We start from the raw sequence: 20890 nt of genomic DNA, 5'->3' as shown, positions 1-20890 counted from the left end.
GGCGCGGATGCCCACGGTGCCGCCCGCTCTCTCACCGCAGTGCCGCCGCCATCCGCCCTACCGCCTCCGTGAGCACCTCCGGCGAGGTGGCCAGGTTGAGGCGTACGTGGCCGGCGCCGCCCGTGCCGAAGGGGATCCCGGAGCTGAGCGCCACCCGTCCGCGGTCCAGGAACACCTGCGCCGGGTCGTCGCCGAGGCCGAGCGCGCGGCAGTCCAGCCAGGCCAGGTACGTCGCCTCGCCCGGCCGGTGGGTGATGCCGGGCAGGTGCTCGGCCAGCAGGGCGGTGAGCAGCCGCCGGTTGCCGTCGAGGCCGGCCAGCAGGGCGTCCAGCCAGGCGGTGCCGTCGCGCAGGGCGGCGGTGTGGGCGATGACGCCGAGATGACTGGGGCCGTGGCGGACCTCCTCGGGCATCCGGGCCAGGTCGGCGGCGGCACCGGGCCCGGCGAGGGCGAGCGCCGCCTTCAGGCCGGCGAGGTTCCAGCCCTTGGACGCCGACATCAGCGCCAGGCCGCGTTCGGCGCCGGGCACGCTCAGGTACGGCACGAACCGGGCGCCGCCGGTGACGAGCGGCGCGTGGATCTCGTCGGCGACGACCCGGACGCCGTACCGCTCGGCGAGCGCGGCGACGGTGGCCAGCTCGGCGGCGGTGTGGACGGTGCCGGTCGGGTTGTGCGGGCTGCACAGCAGGTAGGCGGCCCGTCCGCCGGCCGCGGTGGCGCGCCGGAAGGCGTCCTCCAGCACCTCCACGTCCAGGCGCAGGTCCGCGCCGAGCGGCGCCTCGGCCACCCGCCGGTCCATGTGCTCGACGAACTGATAGAACGGCGGGTAGACGGGCGGGTTGACGACGACCGGGTCGCCGGGCCCGGTGACCAGCTTCAGCATCTCGACGACGCCCAGCATGACGTCGGGCACGAGCGCGGTGCGTTCCACGGCGAGCCCGCTCCAGCCCCACCGCTTGTCCGCGAAGGCGGCCAGCGCCTCGGCGTAGGCGGTGCCGGCGGGATAGCCGGTGTCGCCGAGGCGGAGGGCGTCGGTGACGGCGCGGACGACGGGCTCGGCGAGCGGCACGTCCATCTCGGCCACCCACAGCGGCAGCACGTCCTCGGGATAGGTGCGCCACTTCATGCTCGTACGGCGTTTCAGCCGGTCGAGGGGGAGGGCGCGCAAGGGGTCGGGTTCACCGGTCCTGTCCTGAGGGCTGCTGGTCATGAGGCACAAGATAGGCGCTGCGGTGGGCCCGGGGAACGGCGCGAGCGCCGCCGGGGACTCCCCCGGTCTCCCGTGCCGCGTACGCCGCGCCCGTCACCCCGGCGTCAGCAGCACCGTGGCCGCCCCCGCGCCGAGGAGGCCGGCCACCTGCCGCCGGGTGACCGGCTCGCGCAGGAGGGCCACCCCCAGCACGACGGGCAGGGCGGGACAGAGGGAGGCGAGCACCACGGCGACCGCCGGCAACTGCCGCTGCGCGGCGAGCAGGTAGAGGATCAGCCCCAGGGCGGCGCCCGCCCCGATCAGGAGGGCCTGGGGGGATCGCCGGGGCGGCAGCCGCAGGCGTCCGGAGGGCCGAGGTCAGTGCGCGGAGGGCCGAGGTCAGTGCGAGAGGGGCACCCACTTCGGTGCCAGGTGCCCCGTGGCCGGGTTCCGATGCGCCGGAGGCCCGACGGGTCAGGCGGCCCGCTCCGGGTCGGGGGACGCGGCGGCCCACTCCATCACGAGGCGCTGGTACTCCTCGCGCTGCTCGACGCTCAGTGTCCCGCCCGACCGGAGCCACAGGGCCCGGATCTCCTCGTTGACCTCGGCAGCCGATCGCTCGGAGGAGGGTTCAACAGTGGTGGACATGCTGTGAAGCATACGGCGGCAGAAGTGAAGACGATGTGAGTAATCGCGAGCTAAACGGACATACCGGACCGTGTTGCTGATCACGTCCGCCAGCCGCCCGGGGCGGGGACGAACCGTCAGCGGTAGCCGGTCACGTCGGCCGGCTTTCCGGCATCCTGGACCTCCACGATGTAGCGCCAGGCGTCCGGGCGGCTGCCGTCGACGTCGGTGAAGCCGTACACCTGGGCGAGGCCGCCGCTGGAGAGGGACTGCCCGTTGAAACGGGCCACGCCGGGGTCGGCGGCGAGGGCGGCGACGGCACGGCCCACGTAGCGGGGCGTCTCGGAGATGGCGAAGTGGGGGACGCGGTCGAGGGCGTCGCGCCAGTTGTCCTCCCGGACGCCGTAGACGTCGAGCATGATCTCCGAGCGGAGCCAGCCCGGGGTGAGGGCGACGGCGGTGGCGCCGCGCGGGGCGAGCTCGTGGCCGAGGGCGAAGGCCATGCGCAGGACGGACGTCTTGGCGAGGTCGTAGAAGAAGGAGTTGCGGTAGTGGTCGCGGTTGTAGTCCGCGGTGCCGTCGGTGACTTCCACGACCAGGCCGCCGGGGCGGCGCAGCAGCAGCGGCAGGGCGTGGTGGCTGGTGATGGCGTGGGTCTCGACCGCGAGGCGGAGCAGCCTCAGTCCCTTGTCGAGGTCGTGCTCCCACACCGGGGTGTCCCACTCGAACAGCGTCTCGCCGCCCCAGATGTCGTTGACGAGGACGTCCAGGCGGCCCTGTTCGCGGGCGATGCGGTCGACCAGCGCGCGCACCTGGGCCGGGTCGAGGTGGTCGGCGGGGACGGCGACGCCGTGGCCGCCGGCCTCGGTGACGAGGCCGGCGGTGTCCTCGATGGTCTCGGGGCGGTCGTACTCCGAGCGCCGGGCGCGGGTGCTGCGCCCGGTGACGTAGACGGTGGCGCCGGCCGCCCCGAGTTCCACGGCGATGCCGCGTCCGGCTCCCCGGGTCGCCCCCGCGACCAGTGCGACCTTGCCCTCCAGCGAACGTGACATGTCCGGCCTCCCGTCGTCTCGTACGTGATCTCGCTGACGAGGGTGCCGGGGAAACCGGACATCTTCTGTCGCCTTTCCCTTCCGGTTCGCCCCGCCGCCTGCGGGAGCGCCCCCGGGAGGGTGGACGTCAGTGGCCGCGTTCGATCCACTCGTCCAGATGCGGCGCTTCGGCACCGATGGTGGTCGCCTCGCCGTGGCCGGTGAGGACCTTCGTCTCGGGCGGGAGGGTGAGCAGCCGGTCGCGGATCGAGTCGATGATCGTCGGGAAGTGGGAGTAGGAGCGGCCGGTGGCGCCGGGGCCGCCGGCGAAGAGGGTGTCGCCGGTGAAGACGGTGCCGAGGCCGGGGTCGTACAGGCAGACCGCGCCGGGCGCGTGGCCCGGGGTGTGCAGGACGGTCAGGTCGGCGCCTGCGGCCTCGATCACCTGGCCGTCGGACAGCCAGGCGTCGGGCTGCCGGTCGGGGTGGGTGCGCTGCCACAGCGGCAGGTCGTCGCGGTGCAGCCAGATGACCGCGCCGGTGCGGTCGGCGAGGGCGGGGGCGGCGTCGATGTGGTCGTTGTGGGCGTGGGTGCACACGATGGCGGTCAGGCGGCGGTCGCCGACGGCCGCGGCGATGGCGTCCGCGTCGTGGGCGGCGTCGATGACGACGGCCTCGTGGTCGTCGCCGACGATCCACACGTTGTTGTCGACGTCCCAGGTGCCGCCGTCGAGGGTGAACTGCCCCGAGGTGACCACGCGTTCGATACGGACACCGCTCACGGGAAGACCACCACCGAACGCAGGACGTCACCGGCGTGCATCCGCTCGAAGGCCTTCTCCACCTCGTCCAGCGCGATCGTCTCGGTGACGAACGCGTCCAGGTCCAGCCGGCCCTGCAGATACAGGTCGATGAGCATGGGGAAGTCCCGGGAGGGCAGACAGTCGCCGTACCAGGACGACTTCAGCGCACCGCCGCGCCCGAACACGTCCAGCAGCGGCAGTTCCAGCTTCATCTCCGGCGTGGGCACACCGACCAGGACGACGGTGCCGGCCAGGTCGCGGGCGTAGAACGCCTGCCGGTAGGTCTCCGGGCGGCCGACCGCCTCGATGACCACGTCGGCACCGAAGCCGCCGGTCAGTTCACGGATCGCCGCCACCGGATCGGTCTGGCGGGAGTTGACGGTGTGGGTGGCGCCCATCTCACGGGCGAGGTCCAGCTTGCGGTCGTCGACGTCCACCGCGATGATCTTCGCCGCCCCGGCCAGCCGCGACCCGGCGATCGCCGCGTCCCCCACACCACCGCAGCCGATGACCGCCACCGTGTCACCCCTGCCCACGTTGCCGGTGTTGACCGCCGCGCCGATCCCCGCCATCACCCCGCAGCCCAGCAGCCCCGCGGCGGCCGGCGAGGCGGCCGGATCGACCTTGGTGCACTGCCCCGCGGCGACCAGCGTCTTCTCCGCGAACGCCCCGATCCCCAAAGCGGGGGAGAGCTCCTGACCGGTCGAGGCCAGGGCCATCCTCTGGCGCGCGTTGTGCGTGTCGAAGCAGTACTGCGGACGCCCCCGACGGCACGCGCGGCACGCCCCGCACACCGCACGCCAGTTGAGGATCACGAAGTCCCCGGGAGCCACATCCGTGACCCCCTCCCCCACCGACTCCACCACACCCGCGGCCTCATGACCGAGCAGGAACGGGAAATCGTCGCTGATACCGCCCTGTTTGTAGTGCAGGTCGGTGTGGCACACCCCGCACGCCTGGACGCGCACGACGGCCTCCCCCGGCCCCGGATCGGGCACCACGATCGTCTCGATCCGCACCGGCTCGTTCTTGCCCGGTGCGATCACGCCGCGTACTTCCTGCGCCATCGCGCTGCCCCTTCCGTATCACCGGTGTCCGTCCCCTCCGACCCTATGCGTGACTGATCGGTAAGGGACCTGGATCAGGCCATTCCGGTTGTGGCGGTGGCGGTCCTGAGGGGCCCGGGACTCGAGAGCCGGGGCGGAAGGAACCGGCGCCCCCGGCACTGCACCGCGGTGTCCGGTGTGCTCTAGCCCACGGACCGACGCCGGACAGGACCGTCCCGGCGGTGGCCACGACGGCAGGGCCGGTCCGCCACCGGACCGCGGGCCGGCGTCCGGCCCTCGCGGGTGACGGGAGCCTCGTACCGGGCCGTCCGCCACCCGCTCCGGAGCAGCGGCGAGGGCGCTGCATGCGGGTGGGGCGTCCGCCGGTCAGGGCGCGGACGCGTGCAGCGCGATGTGTGCGGTGACGCGTTTCCCGGACGGCTCGCGCGCGATGTCGATCTTTCGGCTCAGCGCCGCGACGATCTCCAGACCGTGCTGGCCGACTCGGGAAGGGTCGGTCGGCCGGGGGGTGGGCAAGGTGGTGTCGCCGTCCCTCACCGTGACCGACAGGCAGTCGTCCGCGACGGCGAGCGACAGTTCCACGGGGCCCGAACCGTACTTGATCGCGTTGGTGACCAGCTCGCTCACCACCAGCTGGGCCGCTTCGACGGCCCGGGGCGGCAGGGGACGCCTCCGGCCGTCATGGGAGCCGGCCAGGTGCTGAACGGCCCAGTGGCGCGCGTCCGCGACACGCAACGTCTCCCGTTCGAACGTCACCGAGAACTGCGGTGGCCCGCCGGCGGCCGGTGCCCGGCCCGCCGGCGAACCCATCAGCTTCAACTCGTCCATCCCGTACAACCGCCGTGCGGCTCCCCGTCCTGCACCGGATGCCGGAACGCCCTGTCGCGATCCGAGCACGTGCCGTCCCTACGGTGGTTCGGTCGTGCTCCTCCGGCGGTTCCGCCGGCCGTCGCGGACACCGGGGCGACACGGGATCCGCCGGGCCCGCCCGCGAAGCCGGGTCCTCCGGCGGGGCACCCGGCGAACTGCGCGGTCGCGGTCGTCCCCATGTGTCCTCCCACCGATCGGTGCCCTGGCCGCCCGTTCATCCGGCCGCAGGCGCGCGCATACCCCGGACGACGGGATGTAATCCTCCCGGCGGCCGCCGGGAGGCGCCGGGGCCGGCGCGGGCACCGCGAGGGGGTCGCGCGGGCCCGGGCCGGGAAGGCCGATGGTGCCGCGGGGCGGGCGTCACGCCTGAAGGGCCTCGCGCAGTGTGGGGTAGCTGCTGATGACCTCGTCGATGCCGAGGGTCCGGAACAGGCTCTGGAGCAGGGGGGACGAGGTGACCACCCGGATCCAGCCGTCCTGGGCGCCGGCGCGCAGATGGGCGTTGATCAGCGCATTGATCCCGGCGCTGTCCATGAAGGACACCTCGCTCAGGTCGATGACGGTGCGCGGAGTGTCCACGTCGGAGGCGGGGAGCAGGGCGCGGCGCACCTCCGTCTCGACGGACATGTCGATGTCGCCACGCAGTGTCACTACGGCAACGCCGTCGCACCCCGACACACGCACGGCGGAAAACGGCTGGTGCACCACGACTCGCTCACTTCGCAGGGACGGGGCAGGACACGCGGGGCACGCCGGGCTCCTCCGCCGGTGACCACCCCGCCATTTAACACGTCCCAGAATACACGAACAGCAATTCGTTCTTTTGTGGTCGTGAAACGATGCACCATAATCTGGTGTCATGCACGGAGCAGTACCTGAACCGCACACCGGCTGGACGTTCCTGACCAATCACGCCCGCGTTCTCGCCGCCATCGCCGAGGATCCGAACTCCCGGATCCGGGACATCGCCGCGTACTGCCGCCTGACCGAACGCGCCGTGCAAAAGATCATTGCCGATCTGGAACAGGACGGTTACCTGTCCCACACCCGCCAGGGGCGCTCGAACACGTACCGCATCGAGCAGGGCGTCCCCCTGCGGCACCCGGCCGAGGTGGAGGCCGGCGTGACCGTCGCGGAGCTGCTCTCGGTGCTCGCGCGCCACGATGCCCAGCGCTCCCAGGAGGACACCGACGGCGCCCGGCCCCAGCCTCCCCGTCCGCTGACCGCGTAAGACCCGCCCCCCGAGGGGCCACCCGGCCGCCGCCGGTCCGATGTCGTCGCGTACGCGGTCTTGCGGTGGGGGCGAGCACTCCTTACTTTCCAGTAAGTAACTCGCATCCCGAACGACGCTGCTCACGCCTCATCTATTGGCATGCCCACATCAAAAGGGGAGTCATGTCCGTCCTCAGGCTCAGGCACCTCTGCTCCGCGGCCGTCGCCACGGCTGCCGCCCTCGTGCTCACCGTCACCGCCCCCACCGCCGCGAGCGCCGGCCCGGCGGCCGCCCCCTCCCCCGCCGCGCTGCGGGAGGTGCTGTTCGTCGGCAACAACTGGGAGGGCACCGCCGACGTCATCGAGTCCACCGGCGACTTCGGCAAGGTCGGCCGGATCGACGTCGTCCCGGACAAGGAAGAGCGGATGGCGGAGATCAAGGCCGATCCGATCCGGTGGATCTACTTCCTGGGCATCCGCGCCAGCGTCGGCGAGGGGCACGACCAGTTCGTCGACGACATGTACTCGACCCCGGACGGGTCCTCGGTGGTCGTCTCCCGGCCCAGCTTCGCCGACGTGGTCTCCATCGATCTGGCCACCGGGCGGGTCGACTGGCGCTTCCCGGTGGACGGTTACCGCTCCGACCACATGGCGGTCTCACCCGACGGCAAGCGGGTCGCGGTGTCGGCGTCGACCGCGAACACCGTGCACGTGCTGGACATCGAGACGGGCCGGGAGCTCGGCTCGTTCGCCACCGGCGACAAGCCGCACGAGAACGTCTTCAGCAAGGACGGCAAGTACATCTGGAACATGTCGATCGGCGAGGTGAACACCTCGCTCGACGCCCCGTGGCTGGACTGGACGAAGGGCGACCGGCGCATCACGGTCGCGGACGCGACGACGTACCAGCAGGTCAAGACGATCGACATGCGTCAGCGGCTCGACGCGGCCGGGCTGAAGGAGTACTCCGACGCCGTGCGGCCCGCCGCCTTCTCGCCCGACGAGTCCAAGCTGTACTTCCAGGTCTCCTTCTTCAACGGCTTCTTCGAGTACGACGTCGCCGCCGACCGCATCACCCGGACGAAGACGCTGCCGAAGAACCCGGCGACCAGCGAGGACCGCACCACCTGGGTCAACGACTCACGCCACCACGGCATCTCGATGAGCCCGGACGGCGGCAAGCTGTGCGTGGCGGGCACGATGGACGACTACGCCACGGTGATCGACCGCGCCACGCTCCAGGAGGGCCCGCTCGTCACCGCCGCGAAGCCCTACTGGGCCACCGTCAGCGGGGACGGCAGGCACTGCGTCGTCTCCGAGAGCGGATCCGACCAGGTCACGGCCATCGACTTCGCCACCGGCGAGAAGACGGTGTCCGTCCCGGTCGGCGACCACCCCCAGCGGGTGCGCCTCGGCCACGTGGCGGCGGACTGGACCGGCCCGTCGGCCGGCTGACGGGGGGCTCCGCCGGGCCGGCCCGCCGTCAGCGCCGGCCGGTCCGGCGCGGCGGCAGCCGGTGGAGGACGACGTCCGTGAGGCGGCCGTCGGCCACCGAAGCGGTCATGTACGTGCAGTACGGCCGGCGGCGGCGGTCGGTCGGGGAACCGGGGTTGAGCAGGCGCAGCCCGGTGGGGGCGGTGGTGTCCCAGGGGATGTGGCTGTGCCCGAAGACGAGGACGTCCAGGTCGGGGAAGCGGGCGGCGCAGCGGGCCTCGCGGCCCCGGGCGGGGCCGGTCTCGTGGACGACGCCGAAGCGCAGGCCGCCGATGGCGGCGCGGGCCACCTCGGGCAGCCGGGCGCGCAGCTCCGGTCCGTCGTTGTTGCCGTACACGGCGACGAGCCTGCGGCAGCGGCTCTCCAGCAGGTCGAGCGTGGCCGCGTCGACCCAGTCCCCCGCGTGCAGGACGACGTCGGCGCGCGGCAGTTCGGCCAGCAGGGGGGCGGGCAGTTCCCGGGCGCGCCGGGGCAGGTGGGTGTCGGACACGAGCAGCAGGCGCACGGGGCCGGCCGGGGCGGCGTCCGGGCGGGAGCGGGTCCCCGGCCGGACGTGCGCGGGCGGTCCGGTCCTCATGCGTGGTCCTCGGCGGCGCGCCGCGCGAGGGGCTCCCACCAGGCGCGGTTGTCCCGGTACCAGGCGACGGTTGCGGCGAGTCCGGTCGTGAAGTCGCGGCGTGGGCGGTAGCCCAGTTCGTCGCGGGCCTTGCTCCAGTCGACGGAGTACCGCAGGTCGTGGCCCTTGCGGTCGGCGACGTGCTCCACCCGGTCCCAGTCCGCGCCGCAGGACCGCAGGAGCAGCGCGGTCAGGTCCCGGTTGCTCAGTTCGGTGCCGCCGCCGATGTTGTAGATCTCGCCGGCGCAGCCCCGGGTGCGCACCAGTTCGATGCCCTGGCAGTGGTCGTCGACGTGCAGCCAGTCGCGGACGTTGCGTCCGTCGCCGTAGAGCGGAACGTTTCCGCCGTCGAGGAGGCGGGTGACGAACAGCGGGATGATCTTCTCGGGGAACTGGCGGGGGCCGTAGTTGTTGGAGCACCGGGTGATCCGCACGTCCAGGCCGTGGGTGCGGTGCTGGGCGAGGGCGAGCAGGTCGGCGGAGGCCTTGGAGGCGGAGTAGGGGGAGCTGGGCCGCAGCGGGTGCTCCTCCGTCGCCGAGCCCGACTCCAGGGAGCCGTACACCTCGTCGGTGGAGACGTGCACGAACGGTTCCACGCCGTGCCGCAGCGCCGCGTCGAGGAGGGTCTGCGTGCCCACCACGTTGGTGAGGACGAAGTCGGCGGCGGTGTGGAGGGAGCGGTCCACGTGGGATTCGGCCGCGAAGTGCACCACCTGGTCGGCGTCGGCCATCAACTTGTCGACCAGCGCGGCGTCGCGGATGTCGCCCTGCACGAAGTCCAGGCGGGGGTGGCCGAGTTCGAGGTTGTCCAGGCAGCCGGCGTAGGTCAGTTTGTCCAGCACGGTGATGCGCGGCGCCCCGGGGGCGTCGGAGGCGAGCAGCGTACGGACGTAGTGGGAGCCGATGAATCCGGCGGCGCCGGTGACGAGGAGGTTCATGGACGCGTGTGCACCTCGCTGAGTCCTGCGGCCGGCATGCCGGCGACGGTACCAGTGCGCTCACGGTGCCCCGCACACCGGTGCCCGGCGGTGCCCGGTGGTGCGCCGGTGTGCGGTCGCCACCGCGCCCCGGGGGCACCCCGGAGCCCACGGGCCGTGCGGGCCCGGACGCGGACCGGGCCCGCACGGCCCCGTCCGCCTGGGTGTGTCCGTCCGGGCATGTCCGCCCGGGCGCGCATGCCCGGGTACGCGGGAGGCGGGGCGGTCCGAGGGCCGCGCGCGCCACCGGACCCGCCGGAGGGGCCGTCAGGCCGGGCCGGCGGGCCGGACGCGCGCGGCCACGGAGGCGTGGCCGCGCCTCACGTGTTCGGCCGGGCCACGCTGATGTCGCCGAGCGCCGACTCCGGGTCGCGTTCCATGGCCATGTCGCCCAGGGAGACGATGCCCACGGGGTGGCCCTCGTCGACGACCGGGACGCGGCGTACGGCGTGCTCGCGCATCAGCTGCACCGCATGGTCCAGCTCCTCGTCGGGCCGTACGGTCACCACGTCGTCGCTGCACGCGGCGGCCACGGTGGTCTGCTCCGGGTCGCCGCCCCCCGCGAGCGAGCGGACCACCAGGTCCCGGTCGGTGACCAGCCCGCGCAGCCGGTCGCCCTCCGTGACGAGGACGGCTCCGAGGTCCTCGTCCCGCATGATGCGGGCCACGGCGGCGACGGAGGTCTGCGGCTCGACGGTCACCGGTTCGCTGGTCATGATGTCGCGGACGTACTGCGCCATGACGTACCTCTTTCCTCGCCTTGCGGCCTTGCTGCGCTGTGTGCTCTCGCCGTCCGGGTACCCGGCCGCGCGGACTCGGCACCTGCGGGAACGCCGGAAGCCGGACCCGCCGGGGCGGCGGCGCTCACCGGCCCAGGGGGATCTCGCACCACACCTGCTTGCCCCCGCTGACCGGCAGCGTCCCCCAGGACGCCGACACCGCCTCGACGAGGAGGACGCCGCGGCCGCCGGTGGCCTCCCAGCCGATGCCGGGGGGCTTGACGGGGGTGCGGGGCGAGGCGTCGGTGACCGCGACCCGCAGGCGGGTGCCGAGGTGCGTGAGGTCGAGGCGGACCGGGCCCCCGGTGTGCACCAGGGCGTTGGTGACCAGTTCGGACACGGCGAGGAGGACGGCGTCGGCGGCGTCCCGCGCCACGTCCCAGGAGCGCAGGGTGCGCCGGGTGAAGCGGCGGGCGTGGCGCACGGCCTCGGGGACCCGCCACACCGTCCAGCTCTCGCGCCGCGGGCGCAGGGCCATGCCGTCGTAGCGCAGCAGGAGCAGGGCGACGTCGTCGCTGCGGCGGGCGCTGCCGAGGAGGGCGTCGGCGACGGGTCCGAGGTGGGCGGGGTCGTGGACGGCGAGCGCGTGGGCGAGCCGGTCCATGCCCTCGTCGATGTCGGTGCCGGGGGACTCCACGAGGCCGTCCGTGGTCAGGGCGACCAGGGTGCCGGGGCGCAGCCGCAGCGGGCTCATCGGGAAGTCGGCCTGCGTCACGACGCCGAGCGGCGGGCCGCCCGGCACGTCCGCGATCTCGGTGGTGCCGTCGGGGTGGCGCAGCACCGGCGGCAGGTGCCCGGCGCGGACGCACCAGGCGGTGCCCTCCTCCAGGTCGAGGTCGACGTAGGCGCAGGTGGCGAAGAGGTCGGTGCCCATGTCGGCCAGCAGCCGGTTGGCGTGGGAGACCACCACGTCCGGCGGGTGCCCTTCGACGGCGTAGGCGCGCAGGGCGGTGCGCATCTGGCCCATGAGAGTGGCGGCGGCGGCGCTGTGGCCCTGGACGTCGCCGATGACGAGGGCGACGTGGTGGTCGGGCAGCGGGATCACGTCGTACCAGTCTCCGCCGAGCTCCAGTCCGGCGGTGCTCGGCAGGTAGCGGGCGACGGCGACCGCGCCGGGCAGTTCGGGCAGGCGGCGCGGGAGCAGCTGGCGCTGGAGCATGCCGACGAGTTCGTGTTCGGCGTCGAAGGCGTGGGCGCGCAGCAGGGCCTGTCCGGCCAGGCCGGCGGAGGCGGTGAGCAGGGCGCGTTCGTCGGGGCCGACGTCGTGGGGGGTGTCCCAGCCGATCAGGCAGACGCCGGCCACGCGGCCGCCGGCGGGCAGGGGCAGCACCGCGAGGCCGCCGGGGCCTACGTCGGCGAGGGCGGGTTCCAGGGCGGAACCGGCGGGCCAGACCCGGGCGCGGCCCTCGCGCAGGGCGGCGGCGAGGGTGGGCATGGCGCGCACGGGCGCGTCGGGCCACTCGGTGCGCCACTGGAGCCGCCAGACCTCGGGCCAGGCCTCGGGTTCGGGCGGGTCGAGGACGGTGACGACGAGCCGGTCGTTCTCCAGTCCGGCGAGCGCGATCCGGTCGGCGCGCAGCGGTCCGCGCAGGGCGGTGACGACGGCCTGTCCGACGTCGCGGACGGTGCCCGCGGTGGCGAGCGCGGCGGCCAGGCGCTGTACGCGTGCCACGTCGGTGACGTCGGAGCGCAGGCCGGCGGCGTCGGCGACCGTGCCCACGAGCCGCGCGGGCAGGCCGTCCCCGCCGGGCAGCAGCCGGCCGCGCAGGCGGACCCAGCGCGGCGGGCCGGCGGGGCGCAGCACGCGGAACTCCAGCTCGCGCTCGCCGATGGTCATGTGGTCGGCCTCGACCACCGACATCAGCGAGGGCAGGTCCTCCGGCACGGTCAGGCCCAGCAGGGTCTCGACCCGGCCGTCGAACTCGTCCGGGCCGAGGCCGAACAGGTCCAGGACGCCGCCGCCGGCCTCGACGCGGCCGGTGTCCATGGCGAGGCGGAACGCGTGGGGCGGCAGGTCCGCGCCCTCGGCGGCCGCGGGCGGGGCGGGGCAGGTGACGGCCTCGGCGATCAGTTCCAGGCACCGGCGGGCGTCGGGGCCGAACCCGTCCGGGTGCTCGGTCACGGCGAGGAGGCAGCCGCCGCCGTCCCGGTGCACGGGCAGGGCGGCGAGGCTGAAGTCCCCCGTCGGCGCGCGCCGCGACTCGGCGCGGCCGGCGAGGTCGCCGGGGCCGAGCCAGAGCGGCCGCCCGTCGCGGTGGGCGTCGGCCACGGGGGAGCGGCCGGCGGCGGGATAGCCGTCGCGCAGTCCGTACAGCGTCCGGGGCACACCGGCCGACTCCACCAGGCACAGCAGTTCCGTGTCGTCGCCGGGTGCGTAGACGGCCGCGCAGGAGGCGTCGGCGAAGACGAGGGCCTGTTCGAGGATGCGGCGGAGCCGGTCCGTCGCGTCCGGCCCGGACGTGATCGTTCCCAGGACGTTCCCGGCACGCCGGACCCTCGTCCCGCGCCCCGCAGTGTCCTCACCGACCACGCCGCCATTACAGCGCTCCCGCGCCGGGTGCGCAGCCCCTGTGCGCCCGGGACTCGGTCTCTGTTCACCCGGGGCGCGTCCCCTCCGTACCTGGGGCGCGTCCCCTCCGTACCCGGGGCACGTCCCCTCCGTACCCGGGGTGCGGTCCCGCGAGCCGGGGACGTGGCCTCCGTGGGCCCGCCGCGAGCCCCTGGTGATGCTCGAAAGAACCCGAACATGTCTTGACTCGTGGGTTCCGCACGGTGATCCCGTGACAGCTGTGACTGTCCGGGGCCGCCGCCCGGCTGGAAGGCTCGGAGCCGCCCGAGAGGGGGGAGCAGGCATGGACAAGCGGTACGAGGTGTACGCGCTCGCGGACCGGCACTTCTACGAGACGCCCGACCGGCTGGCGGCGGGCGGGCCGGACGCGGAGCCGCTGTACGAGGCGGCCCGGCGCACGGTGCCGGAGGGGTGGGAGGCGGCGCGGACCGGCGACTGGCTGACCATGACGCCGCTCGGCCCGGACGGGAGCCCGCTGCCGGGCCCGGCCCAGGGCTGGAAGATCCACTCCTCGGCCACCCGGGCGAACGCGGAGGAGATCGCCGCGATCGTGTGGGACTACTGCGTGCCGCGCCGGATCCCGTTCAAGTTCGTGCCCGGACCGCACCTGCTGCACCTGCGCAACGCCAAGTACGCGCCGCGCGACGGCAGCGGCAAGTTCGTCACCGTCTACCCGGCCGACGAGGCGCAGCTGCACCGGGTGCTGCGGGAGCTGGGCGCGCTGCTGGAGGGGTTCGAGGGGCCGTACATCCTGACCGACCTGCGCTGGCACGAGGGCCCGCTGTACGTGCGCTACGGCGCCTTCGCGCGTTCCTTCGTCGTCGACGAGCGGGGCTCGCTGGTGCCGGCGGTGCGCGACGGCGAGGGGCGGCTGGTGCCGGACCGGCGGGCGCCGTCCTTCCAGGTGCCGGAGTGGGTGACGCTGCCCGCCTTCCTCCAGCCGCACCTGGCGGCCCGCAACACCACGACGGTGGGCGACCTGCCGTACCGGATCGAGAAGGCGCTGCACTTCTCCAACGGCGGCGGGGTGTACGCGGGCACCGACACCCGCGACGGGCGCAAGGTCGTGCTGAAGGAGGGCCGGCCGCACGCGGGGCTGGCCTCCGACGGCGCGGATGCGGTGGCCCGGCTGGAGCGGGAGAAGCGGGCGCTGGAGCAGGTGGCGGGCACGGGCGTGGTGCCGGAGGTGCGCGACTGGTTCGAGCTCGGCGGCCACCGCTTCCTGGTCATGGACTTCCTTCAGGGCCGCCCGCTCAACTCGTTCTTCGCCGAGCGGCACCCGCTGCTCGGTCCCGACCCCGACCCGGATGCCGTCGCCGCCTACACGGCGTGGGCGCTGCGCATCCACCGCAAGGTGGAGGAGGCGGTGGCGGCGGTGCACGCGCGCGGGATCGTCTTCAACGACCTGCACGTCTTCAACATCATGGTGGCGCCCGACGAGGAGTCGGTCTTCCTGCTCGACTTCGAGGCGGCGGCCCCCGTCGGGGAGCAGGGCCGCCAGGTGGTCGCCCACCCCGGTTTCTTCGCGCCGCCCGACCGCCGGGGCCCCGACGTCGACCGGTACGCGCTGGCCTGCCTGCGGCTCGCCCTGTTCCTGCCGGTGACCACGCTGTTCGTGGTGGACCGGGGCAAGGCGGCCCATCTGGCGCAGGTCGTCGCGGAGCAGTTCCCGGACGTGCCGCGCCCCTTCCTGGACGAGGCGGTCGCGGAGATCACCCGCGGGCCGGGCGCGGCCTCCGTCGTCTCCGCCCCGCCGGCCCGGCCCGGCGACTGGCCCTCCAGCCGCGACTCGATGGTCAAGGCGATCCTCGCCTCGGCCACGCCGGACCGCGCCGACCGGCTCTTCCCGGGCGACATCGCCCAGTTCTCCGACGGCGGCGGCCTGGGCCTCGCGCACGGCGCGGCCGGGGTGCTGTACGCGCTGGCCGAGACGGGCGCCGAACGGTACGAGGAGGGCGAGCGGTGGCTGCTGGCCCGCACCGGCCCGCCGCCCGCCGGGACACCGCTCGGCCTGTACGACGGGCTCGCGGGCGTCGCCTGCGTCCTGGACCGCCTCGGGCACCGCGGGCGGGCGCTGGACCTGGTCGACGGCATCCTGCGGGAGCGCTGGCAGAACCTCTCCTCCGACCTGTACGGCGGACTCGCCGGGCTGGGGCTGGCCCTCGGCCACCTGGCCCGCGTCACGGGCGAGACGGAGCTGCGGGACCGGTCGGCCGAGGCCGCGGAGATCCTCCTGCGCAGGCTCGCCGAACCGCCGCCCGACGCGTCCCGGCGGCGGGCGGGGCTGCTGCGGGGCGCGAGCGGGCCGGCGCTGTTCCTGCTGCGCCGGTACGAGTGGACCGGCGACCGCGCGCTGCTGGACGCGGCCCGCCTGGCGCTCGGCCGCGACCTGGAGTGCTGCGCGGCCCGGCCGGACGGCGCGCTGGAGGTCGACGAGGGCTGGCGGACCCTGCCGTACCTGGGCGACGGCAGCGTGGGCGTCGGCGTGGTCCTCGACGACCTCCTCGCCCACCTCCCGGACGGCGACGCGGCGCTGGAGCGGGCCCGCGACGGCATCCTCACCGCCGCCCGCTCCCGCTTCTACGCCCAGCCGGGCCTGTTCCAGGGCCGCGCCGGGATGATCCTGCACCTGGCCCGCACCGGCGCGCCCGGTGCCACGCCCGCGCATCTGGCCGAGCAGATCGCCGCACTGGGCTGGTCGGCGATGGCGTACGAGGGCCAGCTGGCCTTCCCCGGCCACCAGATGATGCGGCTGTCCATGGACCTCGCCACCGGAACGGCGGGCTGCCTGCTGGCCCTGTCGGCGGCGCTGGACGCCGAGCGCGCCGCGCACCTGCCGTTCCTGCCGCCACCGCGGCCCCACCGACGCGGCTCCGCCACCTGACGGAGTCGTGACACCACCCCCGTCCCCACGGGCGGAAAACCACATCACCCTCACGGGTTCCGAGGAAAGGAAACGACAATGGCGCTTCTCGACCTGCAGACGATGGAGTCCGAGGCCCGCACCGACGGCGGCGGCAACAGCACGGTGAGCCTGCTGTCCTGCATCAGCGCGGCCAGCGTGCTGCTCTGTCTGTGACCGGCTCCGTGTGACCCGGCCCCGGGCGGCCCGCTCCCGCGAGGGAGGGCCGCCCGGGGTCCGCCGTTCCCGCCCGCCTCACTTCTTCTCTTCCCCGCATCTCTCCCCCGCACCTCTTTCCCCTGACGGGAGGGCCACAGCCGTATGACGACCCGTGCCGACGACGGCGCCGGGGCCGGGCCGGGGCGCGCGCTGTCGCGGGCGGCCGGCCGGGACGCCCGCGTCCCGTGCGCGGTCCTGTGCCTGGTGAGTGTGGCCGGAACCGGTGCCGGCCTGCTGCTGCCGGCCGCGCTGGGCCGGACCCTGGACCTGTTGCTGGCGCACGCCCCGGCGACCCGCTGGGTGCTGTACTGCGCCGCCCTCGTGCTGGCCGCCGCCCTGCTCGACGCGGTGGAGACCTGGCTGACCGGCGCCGTCGGCGCCCGCGCCACCGCCTGGCTGCGCCGCGCGGTGACCGGGCACCTGCTGGCCGTGGGCCCGCGGGCCGCCGACCGCTTCGGCTCCGGGGACCTCGTGGCACGCCTGGTCGGCAGCGCGGCCCAGGCCGGGACGGCACCGGCGGCCCGGGCCGCGCTGCTCGCCGCGCTCGCCGGTCCCCTCGGGGGCCTGGTGGCGCTCGCCCTGATCGACGTGTGGCTGGCCGCCGTGTTCCTCGCCGGGGCGCCGGTGCTGGTCCTGCTGCTGCGCTCTCTCGCCCGCGACACCTCCGCCTGCGCCGAGCGGTACCAGCGGGCGCAGGGGCGGATCGCCGCGGCCCTCGCGGAGGCCGTCGGCGGCTTCCGCACGATCCGGGCGGCGGGCACGGCGGACCGGGAGACGGCGCGGGTCCTGCGTCCGCTGCCCGAGCTGTCCGAGGCCGGGCACCGCATGTGGCGGGTGCAGGGCCGGGCCGCCGCCCGGGCGGTCGCCGTGGCGCCCGCCCTGTACCTCGGGGTCGTCGCAGTGGCCGGCGTGCTCCTCGCCCGGCACCGGCTGACGGTGGGCGAGGTGCTCGCGGCCTCCCGGTACGCGGTCCTCGCCACCGGCGTCGGCGTGCTGGTGGGGCAGCTCGCCGGCCTGGCCCGGGCCCGGGCGGCGGCCCGGCGGCTCGGCGAGGTCCTCGCCGAACCCGCCCCCGGCCACGGGACGGGCCGGCTGCCCGAGGGCCCCGGCCGGCTGGAACTGCGGGGCGTGAGCGCCCGGCGCGGCGGCCGGGCCGTCCTGGACGGCGTGGACCTGGTGGTGCCCGGCGGGACGACGCTGGCCGTGGTGGGCCGCTCCGGCTCCGGCACGTCGCTGCTGGCCGCGATCGCCGGGCGGCTGGCCGACCCGGACGCCGGGCAGGTGCTGCTCGACGGCGTGCCCCTGCCGGAGCTGTCCCGCGCCGAGCTGCGCCGTGCGGTCGGGTATGCCTTCGCCCGTCCCGCCCTGCTGGGCCGGACCGTCGAGGACACGATCGGCCTCGCGCTGCCCGCCCCCTCCCCCGGCCGTGTCCGGGAGGCGGCCGGCCTCGCCTGCGCGGACGACTTCGTCCGCCGCCTGCCCGACGGGTACGCCACCGCCGTGGCCGACGCCCCGCTCTCCGGCGGCGAGGCCCAGCGGCTCGGGCTGGCCCGGGCGTTCGCCCACGGGGGGCGGCTGCTGATCCTCGACGACGCCCTCTCCAGCCTCGACACGGTGACCGAACACCGCATCGCCCGGGCCCTGGTCGGCCGCGGACCGGGCCGTACCCGGCTCCTCGTCGCCCACCGGGCCGCCACCGCCGCCCGCGCGGACGCCGTGGCGTGGCTGGAGGCGGGGCGGGTGCGGGCGGTGGGGCGGCACCAGGAGCTGTGGCGACTGGCGGAGTACCGGGCGGTGTTCGGCGGCGAAGGGACCGGTGACGAGGGAGGGGGCCCGTGAAAGGGCCCGGCGGCGAGGGAGGGGTCCGGTGACCGGCGGGGTGTACGGGCGCGGCCTGCGGTACCTGCGGGCCCGGGCGCGGGTCCTGGCGCGGCTCGCGGGCTGGTCCGTGCTGGAGACGGGGCAGAGCTTCCTCGTCGGGTACGCGCCGGCCCGCGCGCTGGACGACGGGTTCCTGGCGGGGCGGACGGGGACCGGGCTCGGCTGGCTGGCCGTGGCGGGGCTCGGCGTGGCGCTGGGCGCGCTGGGGACCGCGCGGGTGTACGCGGCCGTCGCCGACCTCGTCGAACCGCTGCGGGACCGGCTCGTCGCCCGGGTGGCCGCGCGCGGGGTGCGGGCCGGGGACGGCGGGGCCCTGTCGGGGCTGACGCAGCAGGTGGAGATCGCGCGGGACGCCTTCGCCGGGCTGGTGCTGGTCTCCCGCTCGTTCCTGTTCGCCACCGCCGGGGCGCTGGCCGGGCTGTTCTCCCTCTCGCCGCTGCTGCTGCCGGCCGTCCTGCCGCCGCTGGTGGCCGCGGTGGCGCTGTTCGCGGTGTCGCTGCGGGTGCTGGCCCGCCGGCAGGAGGCGTTCCTCATCGCCGACGAGGCCCTCGCCGGCCACCTGGGCACCGTCTGCCCCGGCCTGCGGGACTTCACGGCGGCCGGTGCGGAGGACCGGGCCGGTGCCGGTGTCGCCCGGCACGTCGAGGCCGAGCTGCGGGCCGCCCGCTCCCTCGCCCGCTGGAGCGTGCTGCGGGTGGCGGCCCTGGCGGCCGGCGGCCATCTGCCGGTCGTGCTGCTGCTCGCCGCCGCGCCCTGGCTCCTCGCCCACGGCGTCACCGCCGGGGCCCTGGTCGGCGCCCTCGCCTACGTCACCCAGTCCCTGCTGCCCGCCCTGCGCGACCTCGTCCACGGCCTGGGCACCAGCGGCTCCCGCCTCGCGGTCGTCCTGCGCCGTCTCGCCCCCGGGGAGACGGAGGACGACGACACGCCCCTCCCCCGCACCGCCCCGGACGACGACCCCACCCCTCGCACCACCTCAGACGACGACCCCACCCTAGCCACCTCGGACGGCCACCCCGTCCCGCCGCCCCTCCCCACCGGAGCCCCCGGCACCCACGCCGGTCCCGCCGCACCGGCCCCGGCGCCCCCGGTCCTCCTCCGTCCCCCCGCTCCCTCCCCCTCCCCCTCCCCCTCTCCCGTCCCCGCCCTGGCGCTCCACGGCGTCACCTTCGCCTACGGCCCCGCCGCCGCCCCCGTCGTCGACGGTCTCGACCTCACCCTCCCGCCCGGCTCGCACCTGGCCGTCGTCGGCCCGAGCGGCATCGGCAAGTCCACGCTCACGGCCCTGGTCGCCGGACTCGTCGTACCGGCCCACGGCACGGTCGCGATCGACGGGCATCCGGTGCCCGGGCCGGACGCCGCCGCCCGGCGGGTGCTCATCCCGCAGGAGGCGTACGTCTTCACCGGAACCGTCGCCGAGAACCTCACGCACCTGCGCGCGGAGCCGGTGCCCGAGGCGGAGCTGCTCGCCGCGGCCGACGCGGTCGGCCTGACCCCGCTCCTGGAGGCGCTCGGCGGTCCCGCGGCCCCGGTCGACCCGTCGGCGCTGTCCGCGGGCGAGCGGCAGCTGATCGCGCTCACCCGGGCATACCTCTCCCCCGCGCCGCTCGCCCTGCTCGACGAGGCGACCTGTCATCTGGACCCGCAGGCCGAGGAACGGGCCGAGCGGGCCTTCGCGGCCCGGCCCGGCGGCACCCTGGTCGTCGTCGCCCACCGGGCCGGCTCGGCCCGCCGCGCGGACCGCGTGCTGGTGATGGACGGCCCGCGCACGGCGCAGGGGACCCACGAGGAGCTGCTGCGCTCCTCGGCGGCCTACCGGGACCTCGTCGGCGGCCGGCCGGCCCCGCCCGCACGGCGGTCACAGCCAGCCCTGGCCCTGGGAGATGCGGATGGCGTCGACCCGGTTGCGGGCCCCGGTCTTGCGGGTGATGGCCGCCATGTAGTTGCGCACGGTCCCGCGGGACAGGTGCAGGGTTCCGGCGATCTCCGCGATGGAGGCCCCCTCGGCGGCCAGGGATAACACGCTCAGCTCCCGCCGGGTCAGCGGCATCTCGGCGGCCTTGAGGAAGCCGAGGCCCAGGGAGTCGTCGACGAAACGTCCTCCCTGGGCGACCCGCCGGATGCCGTGCACCAGGCGTTCCGGCGTGCCCTCCTTGTCCACGTAGCCGAGCGCCCCCGCCTCCGCGGCGCGTTTCAGCAGCCCCGGCCGGTGCTTGCCGGCCAGCACCAGCAGCCGTGGGGAGGCCGGACCCGGCGGGGACAGCTCGCCGAGCGGCGGGATGCCGTAGGCGTCCGCACACTCCAGGTCCGCGGCGCAGACGTCGGGCCGCAGGGTCCGCACCCGTCCGGGCGCGCCGCGCCACGAGGTCTCGAACACCTCGAAGTCGGGTTCGCGGCGCAGCCAGTCCGCGAGGACCGTTCGCACCAGACATGTGTCGTGCACCAGAAGCACCCGGATCACTGCCACCCCTTCAGCTCGCCGTACGCCTGTTCCGTCATGGTGAGCGCGTGCCCCATTGTTCGCGTCCGCGACCGCCCGCGAACGCGTGGAACCGGCCATCGGGAGGCGCGGGGGCGCACACGAGGCGCCCGTACGCCGCCGCGTGCAACGGACGAGGGGCCATGGGCCGGGCCGGCCGGGGTACGCGGGCGGTT

The 20890-nt window shown here is 75.2% G+C and carries 18 protein-coding genes and 1 pseudogene; 6 read left to right on the top strand and 13 right to left on the bottom strand.

The features are described 5' to 3' along the window. Positions 1-31: 31 nt before the first annotated feature. From ABZ340_RS28965 to ABZ340_RS28930, 8 genes are all read right to left on the bottom strand, one after another. The gene (locus tag ABZ340_RS28965) at positions 32-1210 is read right to left on the bottom strand and encodes an aminotransferase class I/II-fold pyridoxal phosphate-dependent enzyme (RefSeq protein WP_358784789.1); all 1179 of its coding nucleotides are present in this window, start codon (positions 1208-1210) and stop codon (positions 32-34) included. A 93-nt stretch (positions 1211-1303) separates the two neighbouring features. Continuing rightward, entirely contained in the window at positions 1304-1513 is a 210-nt protein-coding gene (locus ABZ340_RS28960; RefSeq protein ID WP_358784808.1) for an EamA family transporter, read from the bottom strand. A 150-nt stretch (positions 1514-1663) separates the two neighbouring features. Continuing rightward, the gene (locus ABZ340_RS28955; protein WP_358784788.1) at positions 1664-1849 is read right to left on the bottom strand and encodes a hypothetical protein; all 186 of its coding nucleotides are present in this window, start codon (positions 1847-1849) and stop codon (positions 1664-1666) included. A gap of 104 nt (positions 1850-1953) precedes the next feature. Beyond that, on the bottom strand, positions 1954-2868 hold the full coding sequence (locus tag ABZ340_RS28950; RefSeq protein WP_358784787.1) for an SDR family oxidoreductase: 915 nt from the start codon (positions 2866-2868) through the stop codon (positions 1954-1956). 127 nt (positions 2869-2995) lie between these two features. Then, on the bottom strand, positions 2996-3628 hold the full coding sequence (locus tag ABZ340_RS28945) for an MBL fold metallo-hydrolase (RefSeq protein WP_358784786.1): 633 nt from the start codon (positions 3626-3628) through the stop codon (positions 2996-2998). Next, complete coding sequence (locus ABZ340_RS28940; protein ID WP_358784785.1) at positions 3625-4716, bottom strand: S-(hydroxymethyl)mycothiol dehydrogenase; 1092 nt, start codon at positions 4714-4716, stop codon at positions 3625-3627. The genes ABZ340_RS28945 and ABZ340_RS28940 overlap by 4 nt, the downstream gene beginning before the upstream one ends. 366 nt (positions 4717-5082) lie before the next feature. Further along, complete coding sequence (locus ABZ340_RS28935; RefSeq protein WP_358784784.1) at positions 5083-5544, bottom strand: ATP-binding protein; 462 nt, start codon at positions 5542-5544, stop codon at positions 5083-5085. Positions 5545-5946: 402 nt separating this feature from the next. Then, complete coding sequence (locus ABZ340_RS28930; RefSeq protein WP_358784783.1) at positions 5947-6447, bottom strand: STAS domain-containing protein; 501 nt, start codon at positions 6445-6447, stop codon at positions 5947-5949. On the opposite strand from ABZ340_RS28930, the gene ABZ340_RS28925 reads away from it, so the two are divergent. Together ABZ340_RS28925 and ABZ340_RS28920 are read left to right on the top strand one after the other, a co-directional pair. Next, positions 6446-6817 carry a helix-turn-helix domain-containing protein gene (locus tag ABZ340_RS28925; RefSeq protein ID WP_358784782.1) on the top strand — a complete coding sequence of 124 codons (372 nt, stop codon included), beginning with the start codon at positions 6446-6448 and terminating at the stop codon, positions 6815-6817. The genes ABZ340_RS28930 and ABZ340_RS28925 overlap by 2 nt on opposite strands. Positions 6818-6981: 164 nt before the next feature. Beyond that, complete coding sequence (locus ABZ340_RS28920; RefSeq protein ID WP_358784781.1) at positions 6982-8253, top strand: YncE family protein; 1272 nt, start codon at positions 6982-6984, stop codon at positions 8251-8253. 28 nt (positions 8254-8281) lie between these two features. Here the strand turns inward: ABZ340_RS28920 and ABZ340_RS28915 are convergent, their stop codons facing one another. The 4 genes from ABZ340_RS28915 to ABZ340_RS28900 form a co-directional block, all read right to left on the bottom strand. After that, the gene (locus tag ABZ340_RS28915; RefSeq protein WP_358784807.1) at positions 8282-8797 is read right to left on the bottom strand and encodes a metallophosphoesterase; all 516 of its coding nucleotides are present in this window, start codon (positions 8795-8797) and stop codon (positions 8282-8284) included. Positions 8798-8865: 68 nt separating this feature from the next. Continuing rightward, the gene (gene rfbB, locus ABZ340_RS28910) at positions 8866-9846 is read right to left on the bottom strand and encodes a dTDP-glucose 4,6-dehydratase (RefSeq protein WP_358784780.1); all 981 of its coding nucleotides are present in this window, start codon (positions 9844-9846) and stop codon (positions 8866-8868) included. A gap of 359 nt (positions 9847-10205) precedes the next feature. After that, positions 10206-10625: a CBS domain-containing protein gene (locus ABZ340_RS28905; protein ID WP_358784779.1), complete on the bottom strand. Its 420-nt coding sequence runs from the start codon at positions 10623-10625 to the stop codon at positions 10206-10208. A gap of 124 nt (positions 10626-10749) precedes the next feature. Next, positions 10750-13194 carry a SpoIIE family protein phosphatase gene (locus ABZ340_RS28900; RefSeq protein ID WP_358784778.1) on the bottom strand — a complete coding sequence of 815 codons (2445 nt, stop codon included), beginning with the start codon at positions 13192-13194 and terminating at the stop codon, positions 10750-10752. 322 nt (positions 13195-13516) lie between these two features. Between ABZ340_RS28900 and lanKC the strand changes: the two genes are divergently transcribed. The 4 genes from lanKC to ABZ340_RS28880 all read left to right on the top strand — a co-directional run bounded on the left by lanKC (position 13517) and on the right by ABZ340_RS28880 (position 20255). Further along, positions 13517-16117 carry a class III lanthionine synthetase LanKC gene (gene lanKC, locus ABZ340_RS28895; protein ID WP_358784777.1) on the top strand — a complete coding sequence of 867 codons (2601 nt, stop codon included), beginning with the start codon at positions 13517-13519 and terminating at the stop codon, positions 16115-16117. A 78-nt stretch (positions 16118-16195) separates the two neighbouring features. After that, a complete protein-coding gene (locus tag ABZ340_RS28890) occupies positions 16196-16312 on the top strand; it encodes a SapB/AmfS family lanthipeptide (RefSeq protein ID WP_358784776.1) in 117 nt (38 codons plus the stop codon). A 144-nt stretch (positions 16313-16456) separates the two neighbouring features. After that, positions 16457-18193, top strand: a complete 1737-nt coding sequence (locus ABZ340_RS28885; RefSeq protein WP_358784775.1) for an ABC transporter ATP-binding protein — start codon at positions 16457-16459, stop codon at positions 18191-18193. A gap of 28 nt (positions 18194-18221) precedes the next feature. Next, the gene (locus ABZ340_RS28880) at positions 18222-20255 is read left to right on the top strand and encodes an ATP-binding cassette domain-containing protein (RefSeq protein ID WP_358784774.1); all 2034 of its coding nucleotides are present in this window, start codon (positions 18222-18224) and stop codon (positions 20253-20255) included. Here ABZ340_RS28880 and ABZ340_RS28875 read toward each other — a convergent pair. Further along, positions 20178-20795, bottom strand: a pseudogene (locus ABZ340_RS28875) (response regulator transcription factor); the annotation flags it as partial. The gene ABZ340_RS28880 and the pseudogene ABZ340_RS28875 sit on opposite strands and share 78 nt — an antisense overlap. Between the last annotated feature and the right edge of the window lie 95 nt (positions 20796-20890).

Origin of the sequence: Streptomyces sp. NPDC006134, from assembly GCF_040628835.1 — a bacterium.
Taxonomy (GTDB): Bacteria; Actinomycetota; Actinomycetes; order Streptomycetales; family Streptomycetaceae; genus Streptomyces.
Note: the sequence above shows the minus strand (reverse complement) of the source record. Positions and strands in the feature narration are given on the sequence as shown.